19 protein-coding genes are annotated in these 19803 nt (G+C 76.1%); 8 read left to right on the top strand and 11 right to left on the bottom strand.

The window, feature by feature from the left end; all coding sequences use genetic code 11:
- Positions 1 to 43: 43 nt before the first annotated feature.
- Positions 44 to 337, bottom strand: coding sequence for a hypothetical protein (locus ACN27A_RS30415; protein ID WP_421457925.1), 294 nt, complete (start codon positions 335 to 337; stop codon positions 44 to 46).
- A 169-nt stretch (positions 338 to 506) separates the two neighbouring features.
- Between ACN27A_RS30415 and ACN27A_RS30420 the strand changes: the two genes are divergently transcribed.
- The 4 genes from ACN27A_RS30420 to ACN27A_RS30435 all read left to right on the top strand — a co-directional run bounded on the left by ACN27A_RS30420 (position 507) and on the right by ACN27A_RS30435 (position 8430).
- Complete coding sequence (locus ACN27A_RS30420) at positions 507 to 3698, top strand: FtsX-like permease family protein (protein ID WP_421457926.1); 3192 nt, start codon at positions 507 to 509, stop codon at positions 3696 to 3698.
- Between the two features lie 4 nt (positions 3699 to 3702).
- Positions 3703 to 6450 carry an FtsX-like permease family protein gene (locus ACN27A_RS30425; RefSeq protein WP_421457927.1) on the top strand — a complete coding sequence of 916 codons (2748 nt, stop codon included), beginning with the start codon at positions 3703 to 3705 and terminating at the stop codon, positions 6448 to 6450.
- Between the two features lie 2 nt (positions 6451 to 6452).
- On the top strand, positions 6453 to 7451 hold the full coding sequence (locus tag ACN27A_RS30430) for an ABC transporter ATP-binding protein (protein WP_421457928.1): 999 nt from the start codon (positions 6453 to 6455) through the stop codon (positions 7449 to 7451).
- A 238-nt stretch (positions 7452 to 7689) separates the two neighbouring features.
- The gene (locus ACN27A_RS30435; RefSeq protein WP_421457929.1) at positions 7690 to 8430 is read left to right on the top strand and encodes an ABC transporter ATP-binding protein; all 741 of its coding nucleotides are present in this window, start codon (positions 7690 to 7692) and stop codon (positions 8428 to 8430) included.
- Between the two features lie 268 nt (positions 8431 to 8698).
- On the opposite strand, the gene ACN27A_RS30440 is transcribed toward ACN27A_RS30435, so the two are convergent.
- On the bottom strand, positions 8699 to 9151 hold the full coding sequence (locus ACN27A_RS30440) for a GNAT family N-acetyltransferase (RefSeq protein WP_421457930.1): 453 nt from the start codon (positions 9149 to 9151) through the stop codon (positions 8699 to 8701).
- 74 nt (positions 9152 to 9225) lie between these two features.
- On the opposite strand from ACN27A_RS30440, the gene ACN27A_RS30445 reads away from it, so the two are divergent.
- Positions 9226 to 9738, top strand: coding sequence for a potassium channel family protein (locus tag ACN27A_RS30445; protein WP_421457931.1), 513 nt, complete (start codon positions 9226 to 9228; stop codon positions 9736 to 9738).
- On the opposite strand, the gene ACN27A_RS30450 is transcribed toward ACN27A_RS30445, so the two are convergent.
- A complete protein-coding gene (locus ACN27A_RS30450) occupies positions 9665 to 11245 on the bottom strand; it encodes an alpha/beta hydrolase (RefSeq protein ID WP_421458677.1) in 1581 nt (526 codons plus the stop codon). The genes ACN27A_RS30445 and ACN27A_RS30450 overlap by 74 nt on opposite strands.
- Before the next feature lie 42 nt (positions 11246 to 11287).
- Positions 11288 to 12400, bottom strand: coding sequence for an ATP-dependent DNA ligase (locus ACN27A_RS30455; RefSeq protein ID WP_421457932.1), 1113 nt, complete (start codon positions 12398 to 12400; stop codon positions 11288 to 11290).
- Positions 12401 to 12536: 136 nt separating this feature from the next.
- On the opposite strand from ACN27A_RS30455, the gene ACN27A_RS30460 reads away from it, so the two are divergent.
- The gene (locus ACN27A_RS30460) at positions 12537 to 12749 is read left to right on the top strand and encodes a hypothetical protein (protein ID WP_132233121.1); all 213 of its coding nucleotides are present in this window, start codon (positions 12537 to 12539) and stop codon (positions 12747 to 12749) included.
- A 165-nt stretch (positions 12750 to 12914) separates the two neighbouring features.
- Positions 12915 to 13337 (top strand): SRPBCC family protein, encoded by a 423-nt coding sequence (locus ACN27A_RS30465; protein ID WP_421457933.1) that lies wholly within the window; start codon positions 12915 to 12917, stop codon positions 13335 to 13337.
- Here ACN27A_RS30465 and ACN27A_RS30470 read toward each other — a convergent pair.
- A complete protein-coding gene (locus ACN27A_RS30470) occupies positions 13312 to 13800 on the bottom strand; it encodes a GNAT family N-acetyltransferase (RefSeq protein WP_421458679.1) in 489 nt (162 codons plus the stop codon). The genes ACN27A_RS30465 and ACN27A_RS30470 overlap by 26 nt on opposite strands.
- 88 nt (positions 13801 to 13888) lie before the next feature.
- Between ACN27A_RS30470 and ACN27A_RS30475 the strand changes: the two genes are divergently transcribed.
- The gene (locus ACN27A_RS30475; RefSeq protein WP_421457934.1) at positions 13889 to 14392 is read left to right on the top strand and encodes a DUF1990 family protein; all 504 of its coding nucleotides are present in this window, start codon (positions 13889 to 13891) and stop codon (positions 14390 to 14392) included.
- A 34-nt stretch (positions 14393 to 14426) separates the two neighbouring features.
- On the opposite strand, the gene ACN27A_RS30480 is transcribed toward ACN27A_RS30475, so the two are convergent.
- From ACN27A_RS30480 to ACN27A_RS30505, 6 genes are all read right to left on the bottom strand, one after another.
- Positions 14427 to 15347: a DNA-3-methyladenine glycosylase family protein gene (locus ACN27A_RS30480; protein ID WP_421457935.1), complete on the bottom strand. Its 921-nt coding sequence runs from the start codon at positions 15345 to 15347 to the stop codon at positions 14427 to 14429.
- Between the two features lie 123 nt (positions 15348 to 15470).
- Positions 15471 to 16106, bottom strand: coding sequence for a hypothetical protein (locus ACN27A_RS30485; RefSeq protein WP_421457936.1), 636 nt, complete (start codon positions 16104 to 16106; stop codon positions 15471 to 15473).
- 220 nt (positions 16107 to 16326) lie between these two features.
- The gene (locus ACN27A_RS30490) at positions 16327 to 17106 is read right to left on the bottom strand and encodes an anti-sigma factor family protein (RefSeq protein WP_421457937.1); all 780 of its coding nucleotides are present in this window, start codon (positions 17104 to 17106) and stop codon (positions 16327 to 16329) included.
- A complete protein-coding gene (locus ACN27A_RS30495) occupies positions 17103 to 17798 on the bottom strand; it encodes a sigma-70 family RNA polymerase sigma factor (protein WP_421457938.1) in 696 nt (231 codons plus the stop codon). The genes ACN27A_RS30490 and ACN27A_RS30495 overlap by 4 nt, the downstream gene beginning before the upstream one ends.
- Positions 17799 to 17973: 175 nt before the next feature.
- The gene (locus ACN27A_RS30500; protein WP_421457939.1) at positions 17974 to 18831 is read right to left on the bottom strand and encodes a spermidine synthase; all 858 of its coding nucleotides are present in this window, start codon (positions 18829 to 18831) and stop codon (positions 17974 to 17976) included.
- A complete protein-coding gene (locus ACN27A_RS30505; RefSeq protein WP_421457940.1) occupies positions 18831 to 19793 on the bottom strand; it encodes a hypothetical protein in 963 nt (320 codons plus the stop codon). Before ACN27A_RS30505 ends, ACN27A_RS30500 begins: the two co-directional genes overlap by 1 nt.
- Positions 19794 to 19803: the final 10 nt, after the last annotated feature.

The following is a 19803-nucleotide window of genomic DNA, read 5'->3' on the forward strand; positions in this document are numbered from 1 at the left end:
CCGCCCGACGCCGCCGGCCCGCCGCCGGGACGCGTGTCCGCCGTCACCGGCGGTCGCCGTACGCCTCCACCGCCTCCTTGGCCGAGCGCAGGTCCGCGCCGGTCGCCTTCCGGTACGCGGCGATCGCCTTGATCTTGTCGCCCCGGGCCAGGTGCTGCCCCACCTCCGGCGGCACGGGCGAGGCGTCCACGACGCCCAGGTGGTCCATCACCAGCCGGAGCCGGCGCTCGATCTCGGCGATCCGGTACGCGGTCCGCGCCTGCTCGGTCCTGCCCGGCAACTGGGCGGCGAGTAGCGCGACGACGGCCACCATGAGGGCGGTGAGGGCGATCTCCATCCGGTGATCGAAGCACACCCGCGCACCGCGCCACCCTCGCCGGGTCGCCGGCCCCGCCCACCGGTCGGGCGCCTCCGGATAACGATCAAGTAACGGGCGCGAACCTTTCCCGGCACGTCACCGCTCTCCCTGGTCGTCGGCCCGACAGCGGGCCAGGGGAGGGCATCGGATGAAGCTGGTGTGGAGGCGGGCCCGCGAGGCGCGTGGGCTGCTGCTCGCCGCGGTGGTCGCGGCCCTGGTGGCGGTCGCGTTGGTCACCGGGCTTTCCGACTACAACCGGCGGGCCGTCGAGGCGGGCCAGCGTGCCCTGCTCAGCGGGGCGTCGTTCGAGGAGCGCAGCCTCCTGGTCAGTGGCACGGCCGGCCGGGACGCGGCCGAGTTCGCCGCCCGGGACCGGGCCGTCCGGGACGGGTTCGCCGCCGGCCTCGGCGGCGCGCCGGTCACCGTCGACGCCGCCCGCTACGGCGGTGGCCGCGAGCTGACCGGCGACCTCGGCCCCGTGGCCCGCGACGACGACCCCGTCTTCGCCACCCTGGCGGCCCTCGACGACCTGCCCCGCCACGCCGAGCTGACCGGCGGTGCCTGGCCCGCCCCGGGAGCCTCGCCGCTACAGGTCACCCTGCCGGAGAAGGTCGCCGGCGTGCTCGGAATGAGCGTCGGTGACCGGGTGCCGATGCTGGACCGCCGGTCCGACGAGGCCAGCACGGTGGTGCTCGTCGGGACCTGGCGGCCCCGCGACGCGGCCGACCCGTACTGGCGGCTGGCACCCGGGGTCGGGGCGGGCAGCGCCGCGGACGCCGGCACCTCGTACGGGCCGTTCGTGCTGGACCCGGCGGACTTCGTCGCCACGTACCCGGGCTCGGTGTCGGCGTCCTGGGTCGTCGAGCCGGACCTCGCGGCGGCGGCCGGCGCGGGCCGGCTGTCCGACGTGCGGCAGGCGCTCACCGCGGCCCTCGCCGAGGTGCCCGAGGCGGCCGGGCTGGGCTCCTCCGGCCAGACCGTCACGGCGATCGACCGGCTCCTCGACCGCGTCACCCGGGCCGACCTGGTGGGCCGTTCCTCGCTGGCCACCCCGCTGCTGCTGATCGTCGTCCTCGGCGGGTACGCGCTGGTGCTCGTCGCCGCCCTGCTGCACGAGGACCGGCGCGGCCAGACCGCCCTGCTGAGGGCCCGGGGCGCCGCGCGGCGGCAACTGGCCGGCCTGGCGGCCCGGGAGGCGGCCCTGGTCGTCCTGCCCGCCGGCGTGCTGGGGCCCCTGATCGCCGGCGAGGCGCTGCGGCACGTGGGTACCGGCGGCGCCACCCCGCTGACGCTCGCCGCCGGCAACACCACGCTGACGTGGGCCGCCGCGGCCGCCACCGCCGCCGGCTGCCTGGTCGCGATGGTCGTCCCGACGTTGCGGGGGGCCGGCACCTACGTCGCCGACATGGCGGCCCGGTCCCGGCCCACCCGCGCCGCGAGCGTCCAGCGGGCCAGCCTCGACCTGGTGCTGGTCGGCTTCGCGGTGCTGGCCTGGACCCAGCTGCGCCAGTACTCGTCGCCGGTCGCCGGGGCGGCCGGCCGGCTCGGGGTGGACCCGCTGCTGGTCGCGGCACCGACGCTGGGCGTGCTGGCCGGCGCGGTCGTGGCGTTGCGGCTGCTGCCGCCCGCGACCCGCTTCGCCGAGCGCTTCGTCGACCGCAGACCCTGGACCGCGACCATGTTCGGTATGTGGCAGGCGGGGCGGCGCCCGCACGCCGGCCCCGTGCTGCTGCTCGCCCTCGCCGTCGGCGGCAGCACCCTGGCGTGGTCGCTGGTGACCACGGGCGAGCTGTCGCAGGCCGACCAGGCCGACCACACCGTCGGCGCCGACCTGCGGGTCGTCGAGCGCACCGGCTCGGCTCCCGACGGCCGGGCCGGTCAGCTCGCCGCACTGCCCGGCGTCCGCGAGGCGCTGCCGGCCTGGCGGGACGAGATCCGCCTCGGCCGCGCCGACCTGCCGACGACGGTGGTGAGCCTCGACGCCGCGGCCGCGGCCGGCGTGCTGCGACTCAACGAGAGGCTGACCGACGAGCCCGCGCCGGCACTGCTCGACCGGCTGACCCGGGCGCGCGGCGCGCCGAGCGGGCTGGAACTGCCCGCCGGCACCCGGTCGCTCACCGGCACGGTACGCACCCCCGTGCGCGACGCCGTCACGCCGCACCAGATCGGCCTCTGGGTGCTGCTGACCCGGGCGGACGGGCTGGCCTTCCGGCTTCCGGCGGGCAGCAGCGGCAGCGACGGCCGGCCGGCGCCGTTCACCGTCGCCGTCCCCGCCGGGGAGGGCGCCCTACGACTGTCCGGTTTCGAGGCCGACGGCGGGAGCGCGCGCGGGCGGGCGTACCGCCTCGAGGTGTCGGACCTGCGGCTGGTCGGCGCCGACGGCGCGGCCCGGCCGGCGTCGCTGGACGGCGGGTGGGTGGCCGTCGACGGCCAGGGCAAACCGGTCGGTGCGTCGGCCACGGCCGCCGGGCTGAAGGCCGACTGGGAGGTCGAGTACCGCGAGGGCGGCCGATTCGCGTTCCAGCCGCCGAGCCGCTTCGCCGTGGTGCCGGCCGGCGAGAACCGGCCGGTCCCCGCACTGATGACCCCGGCCGTACGCGACGCGTTGAGCCTGCGCGTCGGCGACACGGTCGATCTCGTGCTGTCCGGCGCGACGCTGCCGGTCACGCTGGTGGGCGAGCTGGACGCGGTGCCGTCCGCGACCGGCGAGGGCGTGCTGCTGGACCTGCCGGCGGCGGCGGACTGGCTGATCCGGGACCGGGGCGGGGTCCGGCCGGTGCCGGAGTGGTGGCTGGGCACCGAGGGCGCCGGCCACGCCGAGGCGGCCCGCGCGGCGGCCGACCTGACCGGCACGACGCTGCTCGACCGGCGGGAGGTGGCCGAGCGGGCCGCCGGCGACCCGTACTGGCAGGGGGCCCGCACGGGGCTGCTCGCCGCGGCGCTCGGCTCGGTGCTGCTGGCCCTGGTCGGCCTGATCGTCGACGTCTGGGCCACCGCCCGGCACCGGCTCGGGGAGTTCGCCGTGCTGCACACGCTCGGCGCGAGCCCCCGGCTGCTGGCCCGGGCGCTGCTGGCCGAGCAGACCTTCCTGGCCGGGATCGGCGTCGGCGTCGGCCTGCTGCTGGGCGCCGCGGTCGGCGCGACCATGGCCCCGCTGGTCATCCTCACGCCGTCCGCCGGCCGGCCGGTGCCGGAGGCCGCCTTCGTGCTGCCCTGGCTGCCCATCGGCCTGACCGCGCTCGGCCTGCTGCTGGCGGCACTCGCCTTCAGCGCGTTCATCGCCCTCGGCATCCGGCAGCGGGTGGCCGTGGCGCAGCTGCGGATCGGGGGAGACCGGTGACCGGGTGGAGCGTAGGGACGAGAAGGAGCGGAGACGGGGCGTGGTGAGCATCGGGGCGGTGGCCCGCCGGATTCGGGCGTACGGCGGGCAGTTCCTGCTCCTCGCGGCGTTGACGCTGGTCGCCACGCTGGTCATCAGCGGCGTGCCCAGGATGGTCAACGCGCACGCCGAGCAGGGCCTGCGGGCGCACCTGGGCACCGTGCCGGCGCAGCAGCGGGACGTGACGTACTCGACCGGTCCGCTCGTCCCGACGAACGAGGGCGGCTCCCCGGTGGCCACCCGCCAGGGCGACCTGGCGACGCTGGAGGCCGGGATGCCGCCGGTCGTACGCCGGATGGTCGAGCGGCGGTGGTTCACCGCGGAGACCAGGCCCAGCCGGGTGGTCGGTCCGGACCTGGCGGCGAAGAACCTCCTGGTCGACCTGGGCCTGCGGGCCGTGTCCGGGACGGCGGAGGCCGGCACGCTTGTCGACGGGCGCTGGCCGGCCGACGCGCCGGAGGGCGAGCCGGTGCAGGTGGCGCTGGCCGCCGACGCGGCCCGCCAGCTGAACCTGCGGGTCGGCAGCCGGCTCACCCTCGCCGCGCCGGGACCCGTCTCGCCCGCTGCCCCGCCCCGCGCCACGGTCGACGTGGTCGGTCTCTTCGCGCCCCGCGACGACACCGACGGGTTCTGGGACGGCCTGCCGCCGTTGCTGCGGGTCGGCGAGCCGCCCGGGGACGGTGATCCCTTCATCGCCGTGGGGGTCGTCGACGCCGCCGCGTTGAACCGTCAGGCCGTCGCCGGCTGGCCGCTGGCGTTCAGCTGGCGCTACCGGATGGGCGCCGACGGGATCGACGCACGCGAGCTGGACCAGGTGATCGGCGGACTCCAGCAGCTGACCCGGGAGGCGGAAGGCCGCAACGTCGTGCAGGGGCTGGACCTCCCGCTGGGGGAGTTCGCGGCCGAGGTGGACAGCGCCCGGACGGTGCTCGGGGTCATCGCCGCGGGCGTACTGGCCACCCTGGCCGGCCTCGTCGTGCTGGCCGCCGGGCTGCTGGTGCGCCGCCGCCGGTCCGAGTTCACCCTGCTGCGGGCCCGGGGCGGGGCGGCCACCACGAGCGCGGGCCGCAGTCTGACCGAGGCGCTGCTGGTGGTGCCGCCCGCCGGCGCGCTCGGCTGGATGATCGGTGGCCTGGCCCCGGGGGCGCCGGGTGGGACCCTGTGGTTCGCCGTCGCCGCGACCGTCCTGGTGGCCCTCGCGCTGCCGGTGGCCACCCTCGCCGCGTCCAGGGGCGGTGCCGGTCGGCGCGACCTGATCCGGTCGCGCCCCTCCGCGCGTCGCCTCACGGTGGAGGCGGGGCTGCTGGTCCTCGCGGGTCTCGCCGTCGTACTGCTGCGCCGCCGCGGCCTCACCCCCGGCGAGGTCGACCCGCTGCTGGTCTCCGTGCCGGTGCTGCTGGCCGTCGCCGCGGCGGTGGTCGCGATGCGGTTGTACCCGTGGCCGCTGCGGCTGGTCAGCCGGCTCGCGGCCCGGGCCCGGGGCAGCGTCGCCTTCCTGGGCACCGCCCGGGCCGGCCGGTCGGTCGTCGCCGTACCGCTGGTGGTCGTCGTGCTGGCCATCGCGACGGCGGCGTTCTGCGCGGTGACGGCCGCCGGGATCGAGGCGAGCCGGGACCGGGCAGCCAGCCGGGTGGTCCCCGCCGACGCCCTGATCCTGGGCGACCGGATCGCCCCGGACACGGGCGCCGAGCTGGAGCGGCTGCCGGGGGTCCGCGCCGCGAGTCCGGTGCTGTACGAGACGGGTCAACGCCTGGCGAAGGACGCCGTCGGCACCGAGACCCGGCTCGGCGGGGTGACCGTGCTCATGGTCGACGGTCCGGCCCTGGCCCGGATCGTCCGCGAGTCCGGCGTCGACGTGACCGTGCCGGCGGCCCTGCTCGCCCCCGCCGGGGGAGGCGGTCCGCTGCCCGCGGTGGTCTCCCCGACGGTCGCCGCCGAGCTGGCCGACGCGGGCCTCGACGGCTCCGCCTTCGTCAGCGCCCAGGGCCAGCGGTACGAGTTCCGGGTCGCCGGGCAGGCGGAGAGCTTCCCGCTGCTGCGCGCGGAGAGCAGCCGGTTCGTCGTCCTGCCCTGGCAGTCCCTGCCCCGGCGGGACTACGCCGCCGTGCCGACCGGCTTCCTGGTGGCCGGCGACGACCTGGACGGCGAGGCGCTGCGCCGGGCCGGCGACGCGGGACAGTCCCGCTTCCAGACCGGCGGGGCCGTCACCGGCCGGGAGCGCCCGCGCGGCGTGGAGTTGCTGACCTTCGCGGACACCCGCCGGCAGGTGGGTGAGGGCGGCGCCAACGGGGTGCTCGCCTTCGGCTTCACCGCCGGCGCCGCCGGTGGGACGGCGCTCGGCCTGCTCGCGATCGCCTTCACGGTGCTCGCCGGTGCCCGCGAGCGCGGCCAGGTGCTCTCCCGGCTGCGCACCCTCGGCCTGTCCCGACGCCAGTGGCGCGGGCTGCTGCTGGTGGAGCTGGTCCCGCTGGTGGGCGTCTCGGTGGTGACCGGTGCGCTGGTCGGCACGGTCCTGCCGCTGTTGCTCACCCCGGTGCTCGGCCTGTCCGCCTTCACCGACGGGGTCGAGGTCCGGGTGGCGTTCGAGCCCGGCCTGGCGGCCGCCGTCGTCGCGCTCGGTGCACTCGCCCTCGGCTTCGCGGTCGCCGTCGAGGCCCTGAACAACCGCCGGATGCGCCTCGGTGAGGTGCTCCGGCTCGGAGAGGAGAACTGACAATGACCGCTACCGCGGAGACCACCGCCGTGCCGGACCTGGCCGCCCTGCAACAGCGGGCCGCCCAGCGTGCGGCCGAGCGGGCGGGTGGCCGGGACCGGTTGCGCGGGCACATCGTCTGCGACGGGCTGGTCCGGATCTTCAAGACCGAGGGGGTGGAGGTCGTCGCGTTGCAGGGGCTCGACCTGGTCATCGACCGGGGCGAGCTGGTGGCGATCGTGGGCGCCTCCGGGTCCGGCAAGTCGACGCTGTTGAACATCCTCTCCGGGCTGGACACGCCCACCGCCGGCATCGCCCGGGTGGGCGACTACGACCTGCTCAACCTCTCCACCCGGCGGCGACTGAGCTACCGGCGGAGCATGGTCGGCTTCGTCTGGCAGCAGACCGGCCGCAACCTGCTGCCGTACCTGACCGCGCTGGAGAACGTCGAGCTGCCGATGCGGCTCGCCGGGCGGCGCGGCGGCCGGCGCGCCCACCGCGAGCGGGCCCGGGAGCTGCTCGACCTGGTCGGGGTCGGTCACTGCGCCGACCGGCGGCCCGGGCAGCTCAGCGGCGGCGAGCAGCAGCGCTGCGCGGTGGCGGTGGCGGTGGCCAACGACCCCGAGGTGCTCTTCGCCGACGAGCCGACCGGTGAGCTGGACGAGGCGACCGGGGCCGACGTCTTCGGGGCGCTGCGCACCATCAACGCCGAGCTGGGCGTCACCATCGTGGTGGTCACCCACGACCACGCCGTGGCCACCCAGGTCCGCCGGACCGTCGCGATCCGCGACGGCCGGACCGCCTCCGAGGTACGCCGGACCGCGCGGATCGGCGCCGACGGCAGCACCGAACTGGTCAGCGAGGAGTACGCAGTGCTCGACCGCAGCGGCCGGATGCAGCTGCCGGCGCCGTTCGTGGACGCGTTGTCGCTGCGCGACCGGGTGCGGCTCAACCTGGAGCCGGACCACGTGGAGGTACGCCCGGGCGACCGGCCGCAGGACGAGCGGGAGACGCCGCGGTGAGCGGTCGGGGCATCGCCACGGTCAGCGGTCGGGAGGCCTGCGCGGCCAGCGGGCGTGGCATCGCCACGGTGAGCGGGCGGGAAGCTGTCGCGGTGGGCGGGCGGGGCATTGCCGCGGACCGCGGTCGGGAAGCCGGCGCGGTGGGCGGGCGGAAGGCCGTCGCCGTGGGCGGACGGGGCATCAGTCGGTACCGCGTGGTCGATCCGGTCGACCGCGCCGAGCACAGCGGGGCGGGATCATGAGCGAGCACGACGTGACGTCGGACGGCCGGACGGCCGGGGCGGTGGCGGGCGCCACGGTCACCGACGAGGTGGTCCGGGTGGAGGGGGTCAGCCGCACGTTCGGCCGCGGCGAGCACGCGGTGCACGCCGTACGGGACGTGTCGTTCTCGGCCGGGCGGGGCGAGCTGGTGGCCGTGCGGGGTCGCTCCGGGGCGGGCAAGACGACCCTGCTGAACCTGGTTGGCGGGCTGGACCGGCCCGACTCGGGCCGGGTGGTGGTCGCCGGGCACGACGTCACCGGCGCCGGTGAGAAGGAGCTGCTGGAGCTGCGCCGCGGCACGGTCGGCTTCGTGTTCCAGACCTTCGGGCTGGTGCCGATCCTGTCCGCCGCCGAGAACGTCGGCGTACCGCTGCGCCTGGCGCGGGTCCCGGCGGCCGAGCGGGAGGAGCGGGTGGCGGTGCTGCTGGAGCTGGTGGGCCTCGGCGGGCACGCGGGCCAGCGCCCGTACGAACTCTCGGGCGGGCAGCAGCAGCGGGTGGCGGTGGCGCGGGCCCTGGCCAACGAGCCGGACCTGCTGATCGCCGACGAGCCCACCGGCCAACTCGACTCCGAGACCGGCCGGTCGATCATGGACCTGCTCCGGGCGGTCGTGCACGCCCGGGGCATGACCGCGCTGGTCGCCACCCACGATCCGGCCCTGATCGACCTCGCCGACCGCGTCCTCACCCTCCGCGACGGCCACCTCCTCCCCACCTGACCCCCTCTCCTCCCGCCCCCCGCTGCGTCGCGCCCGCTCGCGTCGCGCCCGCTCGCGTCGCGCCCGCTCGCGTCGCGCCCGCTCGCGTCGCGCCCGCTCGCGTCGCGCCCGCTCGCGTCGCGCCCGCTCGCGTCGCGCCCGCTCGCGTCGATCATGCAGTTGTGGTGGGATTTGTTCACCACTTTGCCCTTTTTGCGGGGCGCCACAACTGCATGATCGCCGGGGCGTGGGGCGTGGGGCGTGGGGCGTGGGGCGTGGGGCGGGTGGGTTAGAGGGGGAGTTTCATGCCCTCGTGGGTGGGGAGGAAGCCCAGGTTGACGTAGAAGCGGTGGGCGTCCTGGCGGGTCTTGTCGGTGGTGAGCTGGACCAGGGCGCAGCCACGCTGCTTCGCCTGGTCGACCGCCCAGGTGATCATCTGCCGGCCGAGGCCCCGCCCGCGTAGGTCGGAGCGGACCCGGACCGCCTCGATCAGCTGCCGCTCCGCGCCGTGCCGGCCCAGGCCGGGGATGTACGTGAGCTGCATGCAGCCGAGCAGCTCCCCGTCCGCGTCGGCCACGATCAGCTGGTTGCGCGGGTCGGCGTCGATGTCGGCGAACGCCTTCTCGTACGCGGCGTCGACAGCCGTGAAGTCGCGGGTCCTGCCGAGCACGTCGTCGGCGAGCAGGGCGACCACGGCTGGCAGGTCGGCGCGGACGGCCTCGCGGAAGATCACGTCACTCATGCCGCCCAGCGTGGCACAGCGAGCGGGACCGATGGGCGGGCGGCGCTTGCCCGGGCCGGGCAACATGACTGTCCATGGACGCCCTGCTGCTGCCGTTCCGGCTGATCTACCGGGGGCTGGTCTGGTTCGCCAACTCGCCCCGTACGTTGATCATCTCGTACCTGTTGATGATCGTGGTGGCCGGCGTGATCTACGGCCACGTGGAGAACCGCAGCCCGGCGGACGCCGTCTGGTGGGCGGTGGTGACCGCGTCCACCGTCGGCTACGGCGACATCTCGCCGGTGAGCTGGCAGGGCCGCACCCTCGCCGCGCTGCTCATCTCCACCATGGTGCTGCTGGTCATCCCGTTGATCACGGCGCACTTCGCCAGCCAGCTCATCGTCGACGACGACGCCTTCGAGCACGAGGAGCAGGAGCAGCTCAAGGCCGACGTGCGCCGGATGCGGGCGCTGCTGGAGGAGATGGCCGCCCGGCAGGGCATCGACCTGCCCGACCTGCCGCCGGAGCGGCCGGTCAGCGGGCCGGGCAGCGCAGCCCCTCCCGGGGCACGGTCAGGTCGATCAGGTAGGCGTCGACCGCCTCGGTGACGCAGGAGGTCTGCGGGTACGCGGTGTGCCCCTCGCCCTCCCAGGTGAGCACCCGGCCCACGCCGAGCATCCCGGCCAGCGCCGGGGTCTGCTCGTAGGGCGTCGCGGGGTCGCCGGTGGTGCCCACCACCAGGATCGGCGGCGCCCCGTCGGCCCGGCCCGTCGGGTACGGGTCGCGACCGCCGGGCCACTCGGCGCAGGAGAGCAGGCCGACGGCCAGGGCCGGCCCGAACAGCGGGTACTTCGCCCGCCACTGCGACTGGAGCTGCCGGATCCGCTCCCGGCTCGGCTTCTCCTCCTCGTCGGCGCAGTTGACCGCCAGGTTGGCGTCGAACATGTTCGAGTAGTGCCCGTCGGCGTCCCGGTCGGCGTACGCGTCGGCGAGGCGGAACACGTCGCCCGGGTCGCCGCCCTCCAGCTTGTCGATGGCGACGGCCAGCTCCTGCCACCCCGACTCGGTGTAGAGCGACGAGATGATCGCGTAGAAGACCCAGCCCGCGGTGGCCTCCCGGCCGTCGTCACCGCGTACCGGGGACACCCGCGCCTTGTCGATCGCCGAGGTGACCGCGGCCCGGGCGTTCGGGGCGATCGGGCAGCGCCCGGCGTTGGCCGCGCACCACGTGGTGAAGTTGCCGAAGGCCCGCTCGAAGCCCTTGGCCTGGCCCTCGGAGCCGGCGATCAGGCCCTGTCGCGGGTCGACCGCGCCGTCGAGGACCAGCGCCCGCACCCGCTGCGGGTAGAGCTGGGCGTAGGTGGCCCCGAGCAGGGTGCCGTAGGAATAGCCGAGGTAGGTCAGCTTGTCGTCGCCGACGGCGGCGCGGACCGCGTCCATGTCCCGGGCGGCCTGCTCGGTGCCGTAGAGCGGCAGCTGGTCGCCGTAGCGGTCGCCGCAGCCGCGCCCGATCTTCCGGCTGAGCGCGACGAAGCCGTCGAACGACTCCTGGCTCTCCGGGTCGGGGTCGTAGCCGAAGCTGGCGTCCAGCTCGGCGTCGGGGATGCACTTGACCGGGCTGGAGCGGGACACCCCGCGCGGGTCGAAGCCGACGATGTCGAACCGGTCGGTGATCGAGGCGGGCAGGCCGCCGAAGCCCGGGCCGAAGGAGAGGTAGACGGCGGTGTCCACGCCGGACCCGCCGGGCCCGCCCGGGTTGATCACCAGCGAGCCGATCCGGTCGCGCTGCTTCGTCGACCGGGCCCGCAGCAGCGCGATCTCGAAGGTCTGCCCGGCGCCCGGGCCGGCGGTCGCCCCGCCACCCGCGCCCGTGCCCCAGTCGCGCGGCACCTTGATCCGCGCGCACTCGTAGCGCATGCCCGACGCGCCGCGCCCGACCAGCTCCTCGGCCACCTCCGGGCAGGCCCGCCAGGTGGGCGCCGTGCCGGGGGCGGCGGCCTCGCCGCCGGCCTCCGTCCGGGGCGCGATCGCCGGAAGGGTGCAGCCGGCGGCGACCAGCGCGGCGGCGGCCAGCCCGGCGAGGGTGAGCCGGAACCGGCGGATCCGGTCGAGGATGCGGGTCACGAGCGAGCCTCCGTGATCGGGTCGACGGCCAGGCTACGCCGCACCGGCGGCGGACCTCACGGTCACCGTGGGATCGCCGCGCAGCACCTGGTCCACATCGAACCGTACGGGCCGGTCGAGCTGGTCGTAGCGGCAGGATTGCGGTTCCCGGTCGGGCCGCCAGCGGACGAACCGGGCGGTGTGCCGGAACCGGTCGCCCTCCATGGCGTCGTAGCCGACCTCGACCACCAGCTCGGGGCGCAGCGGCTCCCACTCGAGGTTGCGGGCGCCCGTCCAGCGGCTCACCCCGCCGGGGAGGCGCTGGCCGCGTTCGTGGTCGCCGTGCACCCACGGGTGGTCGGCGCCGACGTCACGGTAGGGCTCCAGCTCCTCCAGCAGCTCCGCGCGGCGGGCCATCGTGAACGACGCGCTCACCCCGACGTGGTGCAGGACCCCGTCGTCGTCGTAGAGGCCGAGCAGGAGCGAGCCGACCACCGGGCCGGACTTGTGCCAGCGGAAGCCGGCCACCACCACGTCGGCCGTGCGGGCGTGCTTGACCTTGAACATGAGCCGCTTGCCCGGCTCGTAGGGCAGGTCGGCGGGCTTGGCGATCAGGCCGTCCAGGCCGGCGCCCTCGAAGACGTCGAACCAGCGGTGGGCGGTGTCGACGTCGGTGGTGACCTGCGTGACGTGCACCGGCGGCCGGACCCCGGCCAGCGCCGACTCCAGCCGGGCCCGGCGCCGCGGATAGGGCTCGTCGAGCAGCGTCTCGTCGTCGAGGGCGAGCAGGTCGAAGGCGACGAAGTCGGCCGGCGTCGTCTCGGCCAGCATCCGCACCCGGGACGCGGCCGGGTGGACGCGCTGGGCCAGCAGCTCGAAGTCCAGCCGGGGCTGCCCGTCCGGCCCGTCGCGCCGGATCACGATCAGCTCGCCGTCGACCGCGCACCGCTCGGGCAACTGGCGGCGGGCCTGCTCGACCACCTCGGGGAAGTAGCGCGTCATCGACTTGCCGCCCCGGCTGGACAGCTCCACCTCGTCGCCGTCGCGGAACACGATGCACCGGAAGCCGTCCCACTTCGGCTCGTAGGTCATCCCCGGCGCGGTGGGGACCCGCGGGACGCTCTTGGCCAGCATCGGCTCGACCGGCGGACTGATCGGCAGCTTCACGGCGACCAGTCAACCAGACCGCACCGACAATCGTGAGGCAGATCACGTCCGCGCGGCGGGTGGCGTGTCCGGCCGCGCGCGGCTCGTACCGCACCGGGCGAATCACAAAAGCGCAGGTCAGAGCTACCTTCGCGGGGTGTCGGAGTGGGTTTGCGGGTGCTGCGGGCGGTGGCGGGTGAGCGTCGAGCTGATCCGGGGCCGCTACCGGTACCGGCTGGTGCGCCGCTATCCCCGCCAGTTCGGCGGGGGCAAGGACGTGCTCGGCGAGGCCGGCTCGGTGGCGGAGCTGGAGGAACTGCTGCGCCGGCGTACCCCCCTCGGGCTGGCCGACCTGCGCGAGGCCGCCTGAGCCGGCGGCGGCCGAGCCCGGCGGACGCCGCCGACCCGCCGATCCGGCACCCCCCCCGCGCCGGCGGACACGGACCGGCCGGCGGGCGCCTCGTCACGATCCCGCGCGCGGCGTCGTCGAGACTGGCAGCGGCGCCGCCGGGCGTCGACACGGGGAGGGGACGCGATGCGGTTCGAGGCCGGTACGGAGGTGGCCGCCGAGGCGGGACGGGTCTGGGCGGTGCTGGTCGACGTCGAGCGGTGGCCGGAGTGGACGCCCTCGGTGCGTCGGGCGCTGCGGGGGGAGGCGGGACCGCTCGCGGTGGGCGCCACCGCCCGGCTCGCCCAGCCGAAGCTGCGACCGGCGGTGTGGCGGGTCACCGAGCTGACCGAGGGCCGGTCGTTCTCCTGGGTCTCGGGCAGCCCGGGGGTGCGCACGCTCGGCGAGCACCGGGTGCTGCCGCTGCCCGACGGGCGCAGCCGCGTCGAGCTGACCCTCACGCAGTCCGGGCCGCTCGCCGGGCCCGTCGGCTGGCTCTACGGCGACCTGATGCGCCGCTACCTGCGGATGGAGGCCGACGGGCTCAGGCGCCGCTGCGAGCGGGACTGACCGCCTTCTCCAGCTGGGCGAGCCGGATGCCGTTCGCGTCCGTGGAGTGCCCCACCACCCGGTAGCCGTGCCGGTGGTAGAACCGCAGGTTCTGCTCGGTGTCCGCGCCCGTGAAGAGCGCGAAGCGGCGCACCCGGGCGGCGCAGGCCGTCTCCACCGCGCGCAACAGCCGCCCGCCGACGCCCCGGCCGTGCTGGTCCGGGGCCACGGAGAGCCGGCCGATGTGGGCGGTGTCGCCGTCGACGTGCGCCCGCACGGAGCCGACCAGCCGGTCGCCGAGCCGGGCGGTGAGCACCGTCGCCGGGCCCGCCAGCGCGGCCCGCACCTCGTCCAGGGTCTCGGTCAGCGGGGGCAGGAACGGGTCGGCGTAGCGCTGCGCCTCGGTGACGTACGCGGCGCGCTGCACGGTGAGGATCTCGCCGGCGTCCGTGACGTCGGCGGGGGCGATGCGCGGCTCGATGATCACTCCGACAGCCAACCACAGGCCGTCGGGCGGGTCGCCCGCGCCGCCCGTACGCTGGCGGTGTCCCGTCGAGCCGTGGGGGTGCGCCGTGCCGGCACTGACCTATCCGCACGTCGGCGCCACCGAGACCGGCGAGCTGCCGGCCGGCTGGCGGCACGTGCGGCACCGGGTCCGGCTGCCCGACTCCTGCTTCCCGGCGGCCGGGGACGCCGTGCTCGGCTGGCGCCTGCACCGGGCTGCCGGCATCCGGATCGACGCCGCCGCCGAGCGCGCCGCGCCCGGGGTCCGGGTGGTCTCCCGGCTGGGCGTCGGCCCGCTGCGGCTGGCCGCGCCCTGCGAGGTGGTCTGGGCCGTCGACGACGGGCGGCGGGCCGGCTTCGGGTACGGCACGCTGCCCGGGCACCCGGCGCGCGGCGAGGAGGCGTTCGTGGTCAGCCGCGACGCCGCCGGCCGCGTCTGGTTCGAGGTGGTCGCGTTCAGCCGGCCGGACCGCTGGGTCATGCGCGCGGCGGGGCCGGCCGGTCGGGCCTTCCAGCGGGCGTACGCCTGGTGGCTCGGCCGCACCCTGCGCCGCCTCTGCGCCCGACCCTGACCCGCACCGTCGTCACCCGTCGGCGGGACCCCCGTCAGAACCGGGCGAAGGAGCGGATCGGCATCCGCGGACCGTACTTCGGCGCCTGGACGCCACCGGCCGCCAGCAGCACGCAGACCCGCCCCCGGTGCCCCCGGAACGGCTCCAGCAGGGCCAGCATCCGGGCGTCGTCGCCGCGCGGCTCGCCCGCCAGGGCCCAGGCCACCGTGTTCGGCACGTGGAAGTCGCCGACGCTGACGGCGTCCGGGTCCCCGTACGCGATGCGCACCACCTCGGCGGCGGTCCACGGGCCGATGCCGGCGACGGCGGTGAGCCGGCGGGTGGCCTCGGCGGAGTCCGCGCAGCGCTCCAGCCGGTCGGCGACGGCCGCCACGCGGCGCAGCGTCTCGGCCCGGCGCTGCTCCACGCCGAACGGGTGGAACACCCAGTACGGGGTGGCGGCCACCGCCGCCGGCTCCGGCGGCAGCAGCAGCGGCTGCATCGGCCCGGGCGCCGCCTCGCCGAAGTGCCGCACCGTCGCCGCGTACGCCCGGTAGGCCTCCTTGCCGGTCACCTTCTGCTCGAAGACCGCCCGCAGCAGTTGGCGGAAGACCTGCCCGGTGGCGGGCATGCGCAGCCCCCGGTGCTGGGCCGCGAGCCGCGCCACCACGGGGTGGGCGGCGGCGAGCGCCCCGAACCCGCTCACGTCGTCGCGGAGCCCGGCGACCGCGTCGGCCCGCTGCACCACCAGGTCGGCTCCCGGGCCGTAGCCCTCGGCGAGCAGGGTGCCGCCGGCCGGCCGCAGGGCGAGGGTGGCCGGACCGTCCGGGGTGCGGGCGGCCCACCAGAAGGTGCCGGCCGCGACGCGCGCGCAGGGGTCGTACGGGCTGAAGGTCAGCGCCCGGACCGACGCGGCCAGCCGGTACCCGGCGGGCGGGCGCAGCTCCCGACGCGCGGTGGGTTCGGTCCCGGTCACCCGCACATGCTGTCACGTCCCCGCCCCGTGACCGGCGACACCGCCGGGCGCACGCGGCCGGTGCCGTCGCCGGTCCCGAGGCGGCGACCGGCCGCGCCGGGACCGGCCACCGGGACCGCGCCGTCAGTACGAGTAGTCCGAGTCGCCCTGCCCGGCCTTGTCGTCGGACGGCGGGGCGACCGGCTTCGGGGTGCCCGGCGGCAGGCAACTGAGGTTCTTCTTCCCGTCCGGCGCGACCACGAACCAGGTGCCCCCGACGCCCTGGCCCTTCCACTGGCCGGGCTTCTTGTCCCCGACGTAGCGGTAGAGCGGCCAGCCGCCGAGGGTGATCTGCCGGGTGCCGTCCTGGCGGGTGACGGTGCCGACCTTGTCGTCGGAGACGGCGGTGAGCTCCGGGTCGCCGTCGGTCAGCGCCGGGGGCCACAACTGGGCGCACTTGTCGACGCAGTTCGACGAGGGCGGGTCGTTGGTGTCCTTGTCGAAGCGGTAGAGGATCCACCCGTCCTGGTCGGTGACCACGCTGCCCATCCGGGCGACCTTCCGGCCGTTGAGCTCCTCGGTCAGGTCCGCGTCGGCGGGCGGCGCGTCGGCGGCCGGGGACGGCGGGACCGAGGGCTCGGCCGCCGCGGTGGGTTCGGCGGCGGTCACGGCGACCGGGTTGGCCGCGCCCGGGTTCGCCCCCTCGTAACCGGCGGGAGCGCAGGCCGTCAACGCGACCATCGCGCTCGCCACGATGACGGTTCGCTTCATCTGTGCCACGTGCCCTCCTCGTTGATGCGGTTCACCGGTCAATACGGATCGAACGTTGTCAAGGTTGAATGCGAAAGCGTGGTCGATGTCACGGGAATTCGTTGAACCGAACGGGCCGGAGATCCGTTTCCCGCGACGAGTGCGGTTTCCGCCGACAGCATTCGTGGAAACGGCACGCGGAATCGACGCCGGTCGTGAGGGCCGACCGGCGCCGATTCCGCGACGGGTGCTACATCTGCACCGTGACCAGCGGGCTCGCCACCCCGCCGGCGTCCACCGACTGCACCTGGAACTGCTTGATGTCGTCGAGCCGCGTCGACGTCGACGCCGACAGGCTCAGCTTTTCGGGGCGCGCGTTGGTGCCGTACCCGGTGCCGGGCACCGACCAGGTGGAGACCACCTCGGTGCTGTTGTTCCTCCGCACCACGACGAGCCGGCACGTCCGGGGCCCGGGCAGCTTGGCGAGGATGAAGTCCACGCCCGTGCCGAAGTCCTTCGACACGACGAAGAAGGTCGCCTCGACGCCGGTGGTCGGGTCGACGACGTTGACCGGGTCGCCCTCCGGCAGCGTCCCGCCGATGTCCGGGTCGTTCGGATCGCTGGAACGGCTGACCGTCGGCGGGGCGACCTGCGCGGTGGCGGTCGGCTCGGCCACCACCTCGGGGGCACTGTCGCCGGCGATGCGGGCGAAGCCGAGCCCGGTCGCCCCACCGAGGACCAGCACCGCCGCCGCCGTGGCGAGCAGCTGCCGGAACCGGTTGCGCCGCCGGTGGGCGCGGACCGCGACCAGCGTACGGTCCAGCAGGGCCGGGTCGGTGCGGGTCTGCTCCAGCGCGGCCATCGTCTCGCCGTCGATGTCGGAGAGCAGGCCCACGACCGGCACCATCGTCTCCAGCTCGGCGGCGCACGCCCAGCAGGTGGCGAGGTGCTCCTCGAACCGTTCCGTGTCGCGCTCGTCCAGCACGCCGAGCGCGTACGCCGCGACGTCCATGTGGTCCGCCCGGCTCATTCCGTCACCCCCCGTTCCTGCAGAGCCGTGCGCAGCGCGCGCAGCGCGTAGTAGACCCGCGACTTGGCGGTGCCGAGCGGAAGGCCCAGCTCCTCGGCCGCCTCCGGCACCGTCCGACCCCGGAAGTACGTGGCCACCAGGATCTCCCGGTGCGACTGGCTCAGCGTACGCAGCGCGTCCGCCACCGTCATCGTGCGCAGCACCCGGTCGGTGCTGTCCGCCTCGGCGAACGCCGTCAGGTCCCGGTCGTACGTCTCGGCGGGCCGGGCCTGCACGCTGCGGTGCTCGTCGATGGCGATCCGCCGGGCCACCGTGACCAGCCACGGCCGCAGCGAGCCCTGCCCCTGCACGCCCAGCCGGTGCGCGTTGCGCCACGCCCGCAGCAGCGTCTCCTGGACGATGTCCTCCGCCCGCTGCCGGTCGCCACCGGTGAGCCGCATGACGAACGCCAGCAGCGGCCCGGCGTGCTCGGCGTAGAGCAGCCGGATCAGGCGATCCGAGTGACCCGCCTCGGTGGACGGTGCCGCCTGGTGGCGCCCCGGGGCGGATTTCGGCGTCACCGGCCCATTCTGGCGAGGCGCCTGGTGGGCGTCGACCCCGCGTGCCGCCGCGTCCGGCCGGGACTGGGACCGCGCGGACATCCAGTCCGGTCGCGCCCTGTCGCCGTGCCAACCGGCCGCCACCGCGTGCATGCAGACCTCCGGGTGTCCGATGACATCGGCCGCCTCCCACGGGCACGGCCGCCCGTTGGTACGCAGCGCCCACGCGAACGGATCAACGGCACCCGGAAAAGATTCCGCTTCGGCATCCGCCGGACCCGCGCCCGGCGTGGGCACCTCGCCCGACGATCCACGGAGCGGGCTCCGCTCAGCGGCGCACGGAGAAGATCCCGGGCGGCGGCGGGGTCGAGTCGGTGGCGTCGGCATCGCGGACGACCGGCGCCCCGCCCGCGAAGCGGTCGAGTTCCCCGCCCGCCAGCACCCGACCGGGGAACCAGTCCCCGGCGGCGCGCCGGGTCAGCTCCGGCACCGGCGGCTCGACCCGGCCGGCCACCAGCACCAGGTTGCCGTAGCGTCGCCCGCGCAGCACCGCCGCGTCGCCGACGAGGCAGGCCCGGGGCAGCACCGACCGGAGGGTGGCGACCTGCGCCCGGGCGTGGCGCAGCGGCGGGCCGTCGGCGACGTTCGCCAGGTGGAAGCCGCTGGGCCGCAGCACCCGGGCCACCTCGGCGGCGTACTCCACCGAGGTCAGGTGGGCCGGGGTGCGGGCACCGGCGAAGACGTCGGCCACCACGACGTCGTAGCTGGCGTCCCGGCTGGCGGCGAGCACCGCCCGAGCGTCGGCCACCCGCACCTTGAGCCGGGGATCCGGCTGCCACGGCAGGGACTGACGGACCAGTTCCACCAGCGCGCCGTCCACCTCGACCACCCGCTGGGTGGAGCCGGGCCGGGTGGCCGACACGTAGCGGGGCAGGGTCAGCGCGCCGCCGCCGAGGTGCAGCACCCGCAGCGGCGCGCCGGCCGGCGCCACCAGGTCGATCGCGGCGGCGAGCCGCCGGACGTACTCGAACTCCAGGTGCGTGGGGTCGGCGAGGTCCACGTGCGACTGCGGGGCGCCGTCCAGCAGCAGCGTCCACGATCCCGTCCGGTCCGGATCGGGCACCAGCTCGGCCTGGCCGGTGTCCACCCGCGCGGCCACCGTGTCGGCCGCCCGCTTGCGACCCATCAGCGCCGTCCCCGGGCGGCGGCGGTGAGCACCCGGTGCAGCAGCCGCGCGTCGCCGAGCAGCGCCCGCAGCCGGCGCTCCAGGCCGGCGATCGGGATCAGGTTCTGCGGCGCCCGCGGGTCCTTGTAGGGGGTGGAGGCGAAACGGGGCAGCGTGACCAGCGACAGGTCGGCCAGCCCCACCGCCTCGTCGATGTCCAGCTCGGCGGAGCACTCCATCCGGACGATGCCCGCCCACGGCGCGCCGAGGGCCACCGGCAGCCGCAGATACCACGACCAGCCGCCCCAGGCCGTGCCGAGCTTGAACACCGGGGAGCGCTCACCGGCCGCCAACCCGGTGACCACGGCGGTCAGCCGGGCGTCCAGGTACTGGCTGTGCTGGGTCTTGATGTAGCCGACCGTGCGCGGCAGCTGCCGCCGGTTGCGCAGCGGGCCGTCGACCACCAGCAGGTCGCCGTCGGTGCGCGCCGCCCCCGAGACCTCCACCTCGAGCGCGGTCAGCGGCCCCTGCACGGCGGCCGGGAGCTTGTTCAGCTCGCCCGTGCCGCTGACCCGGTGCACCGGGTAGCGGACGCTGCCGGCCACCACGTCCACCGCCGAGGGGCTGGCCGTGAACAGCCCCCGACCGACCCGCGCGCCGGCCAGCTGCGCCGCGCCGCGCTCCAGGTCGCACCGGACCACCCCGGCGGCGTACGACGCGGCCAGGCCGGGGAAGGACGCCCCGTCGTCCTCCGCGGTCCACACGCTCGCGTCGATCCGGCGTACCCCGTCGACGAGCAGCACCACGTCGGGGGCCCGTACGCCGGGACGCGGCCCGATCGCCCGCCAGTCCACCGCCGGCAGCTCGGCGTCCGCGTCGACCTGGGCGCTGCTCGGCGCCGCCGGACCGCCGCCGCCCGCCGCCTCGAACGAGGCGCCGTAGGCGGGATCCCACGCGTCGACGAAGAACCGGGGATCGGTCACCGCAGCGGAC

The sequence above is a fragment of the Micromonospora sp. WMMD737 genome (assembly GCF_049179055.1).
Taxonomy (GTDB): Bacteria; Actinomycetota; Actinomycetes; order Mycobacteriales; family Micromonosporaceae; genus Micromonospora; species Micromonospora reichwaldensis.

What these genes read in the sequence shown, in the direction of transcription:
- ACN27A_RS30445 (WP_421457931.1), top strand. Translation starts at nt 9,226, where the DNA reads ATGGACGCCCTGCTGCTGCCGTTCCGGCTGATCTACCGGGGGCTGGTC.
- ACN27A_RS30490 (WP_421457937.1), bottom strand. Translation starts at nt 17,106, where the DNA reads ATGAGCCGGGCGGACCACATGGACGTCGCGGCGTACGCGCTCGGCGTG.
- ACN27A_RS30465 (WP_421457933.1), top strand. Translation starts at nt 12,915, where the DNA reads ATGCGGTTCGAGGCCGGTACGGAGGTGGCCGCCGAGGCGGGACGGGTC.
- ACN27A_RS30420 (WP_421457926.1), top strand. Translation starts at nt 507, where the DNA reads ATGAAGCTGGTGTGGAGGCGGGCCCGCGAGGCGCGTGGGCTGCTGCTC.
- ACN27A_RS30415 (WP_421457925.1), bottom strand. Translation starts at nt 337, where the DNA reads ATGGAGATCGCCCTCACCGCCCTCATGGTGGCCGTCGTCGCGCTACTC.
- ACN27A_RS30430 (WP_421457928.1), top strand. Translation starts at nt 6,453, where the DNA reads ATGACCGCTACCGCGGAGACCACCGCCGTGCCGGACCTGGCCGCCCTG.
- ACN27A_RS30440 (WP_421457930.1), bottom strand. Translation starts at nt 9,151, where the DNA reads ATGAGTGACGTGATCTTCCGCGAGGCCGTCCGCGCCGACCTGCCAGCC.
- ACN27A_RS30500 (WP_421457939.1), bottom strand. Translation starts at nt 18,831, where the DNA reads ATGGGTCGCAAGCGGGCGGCCGACACGGTGGCCGCGCGGGTGGACACC.
- ACN27A_RS30435 (WP_421457929.1), top strand. Translation starts at nt 7,690, where the DNA reads ATGAGCGAGCACGACGTGACGTCGGACGGCCGGACGGCCGGGGCGGTG.
- ACN27A_RS30495 (WP_421457938.1), bottom strand. Translation starts at nt 17,798, where the DNA reads ATGCACGCGGTGGCGGCCGGTTGGCACGGCGACAGGGCGCGACCGGAC.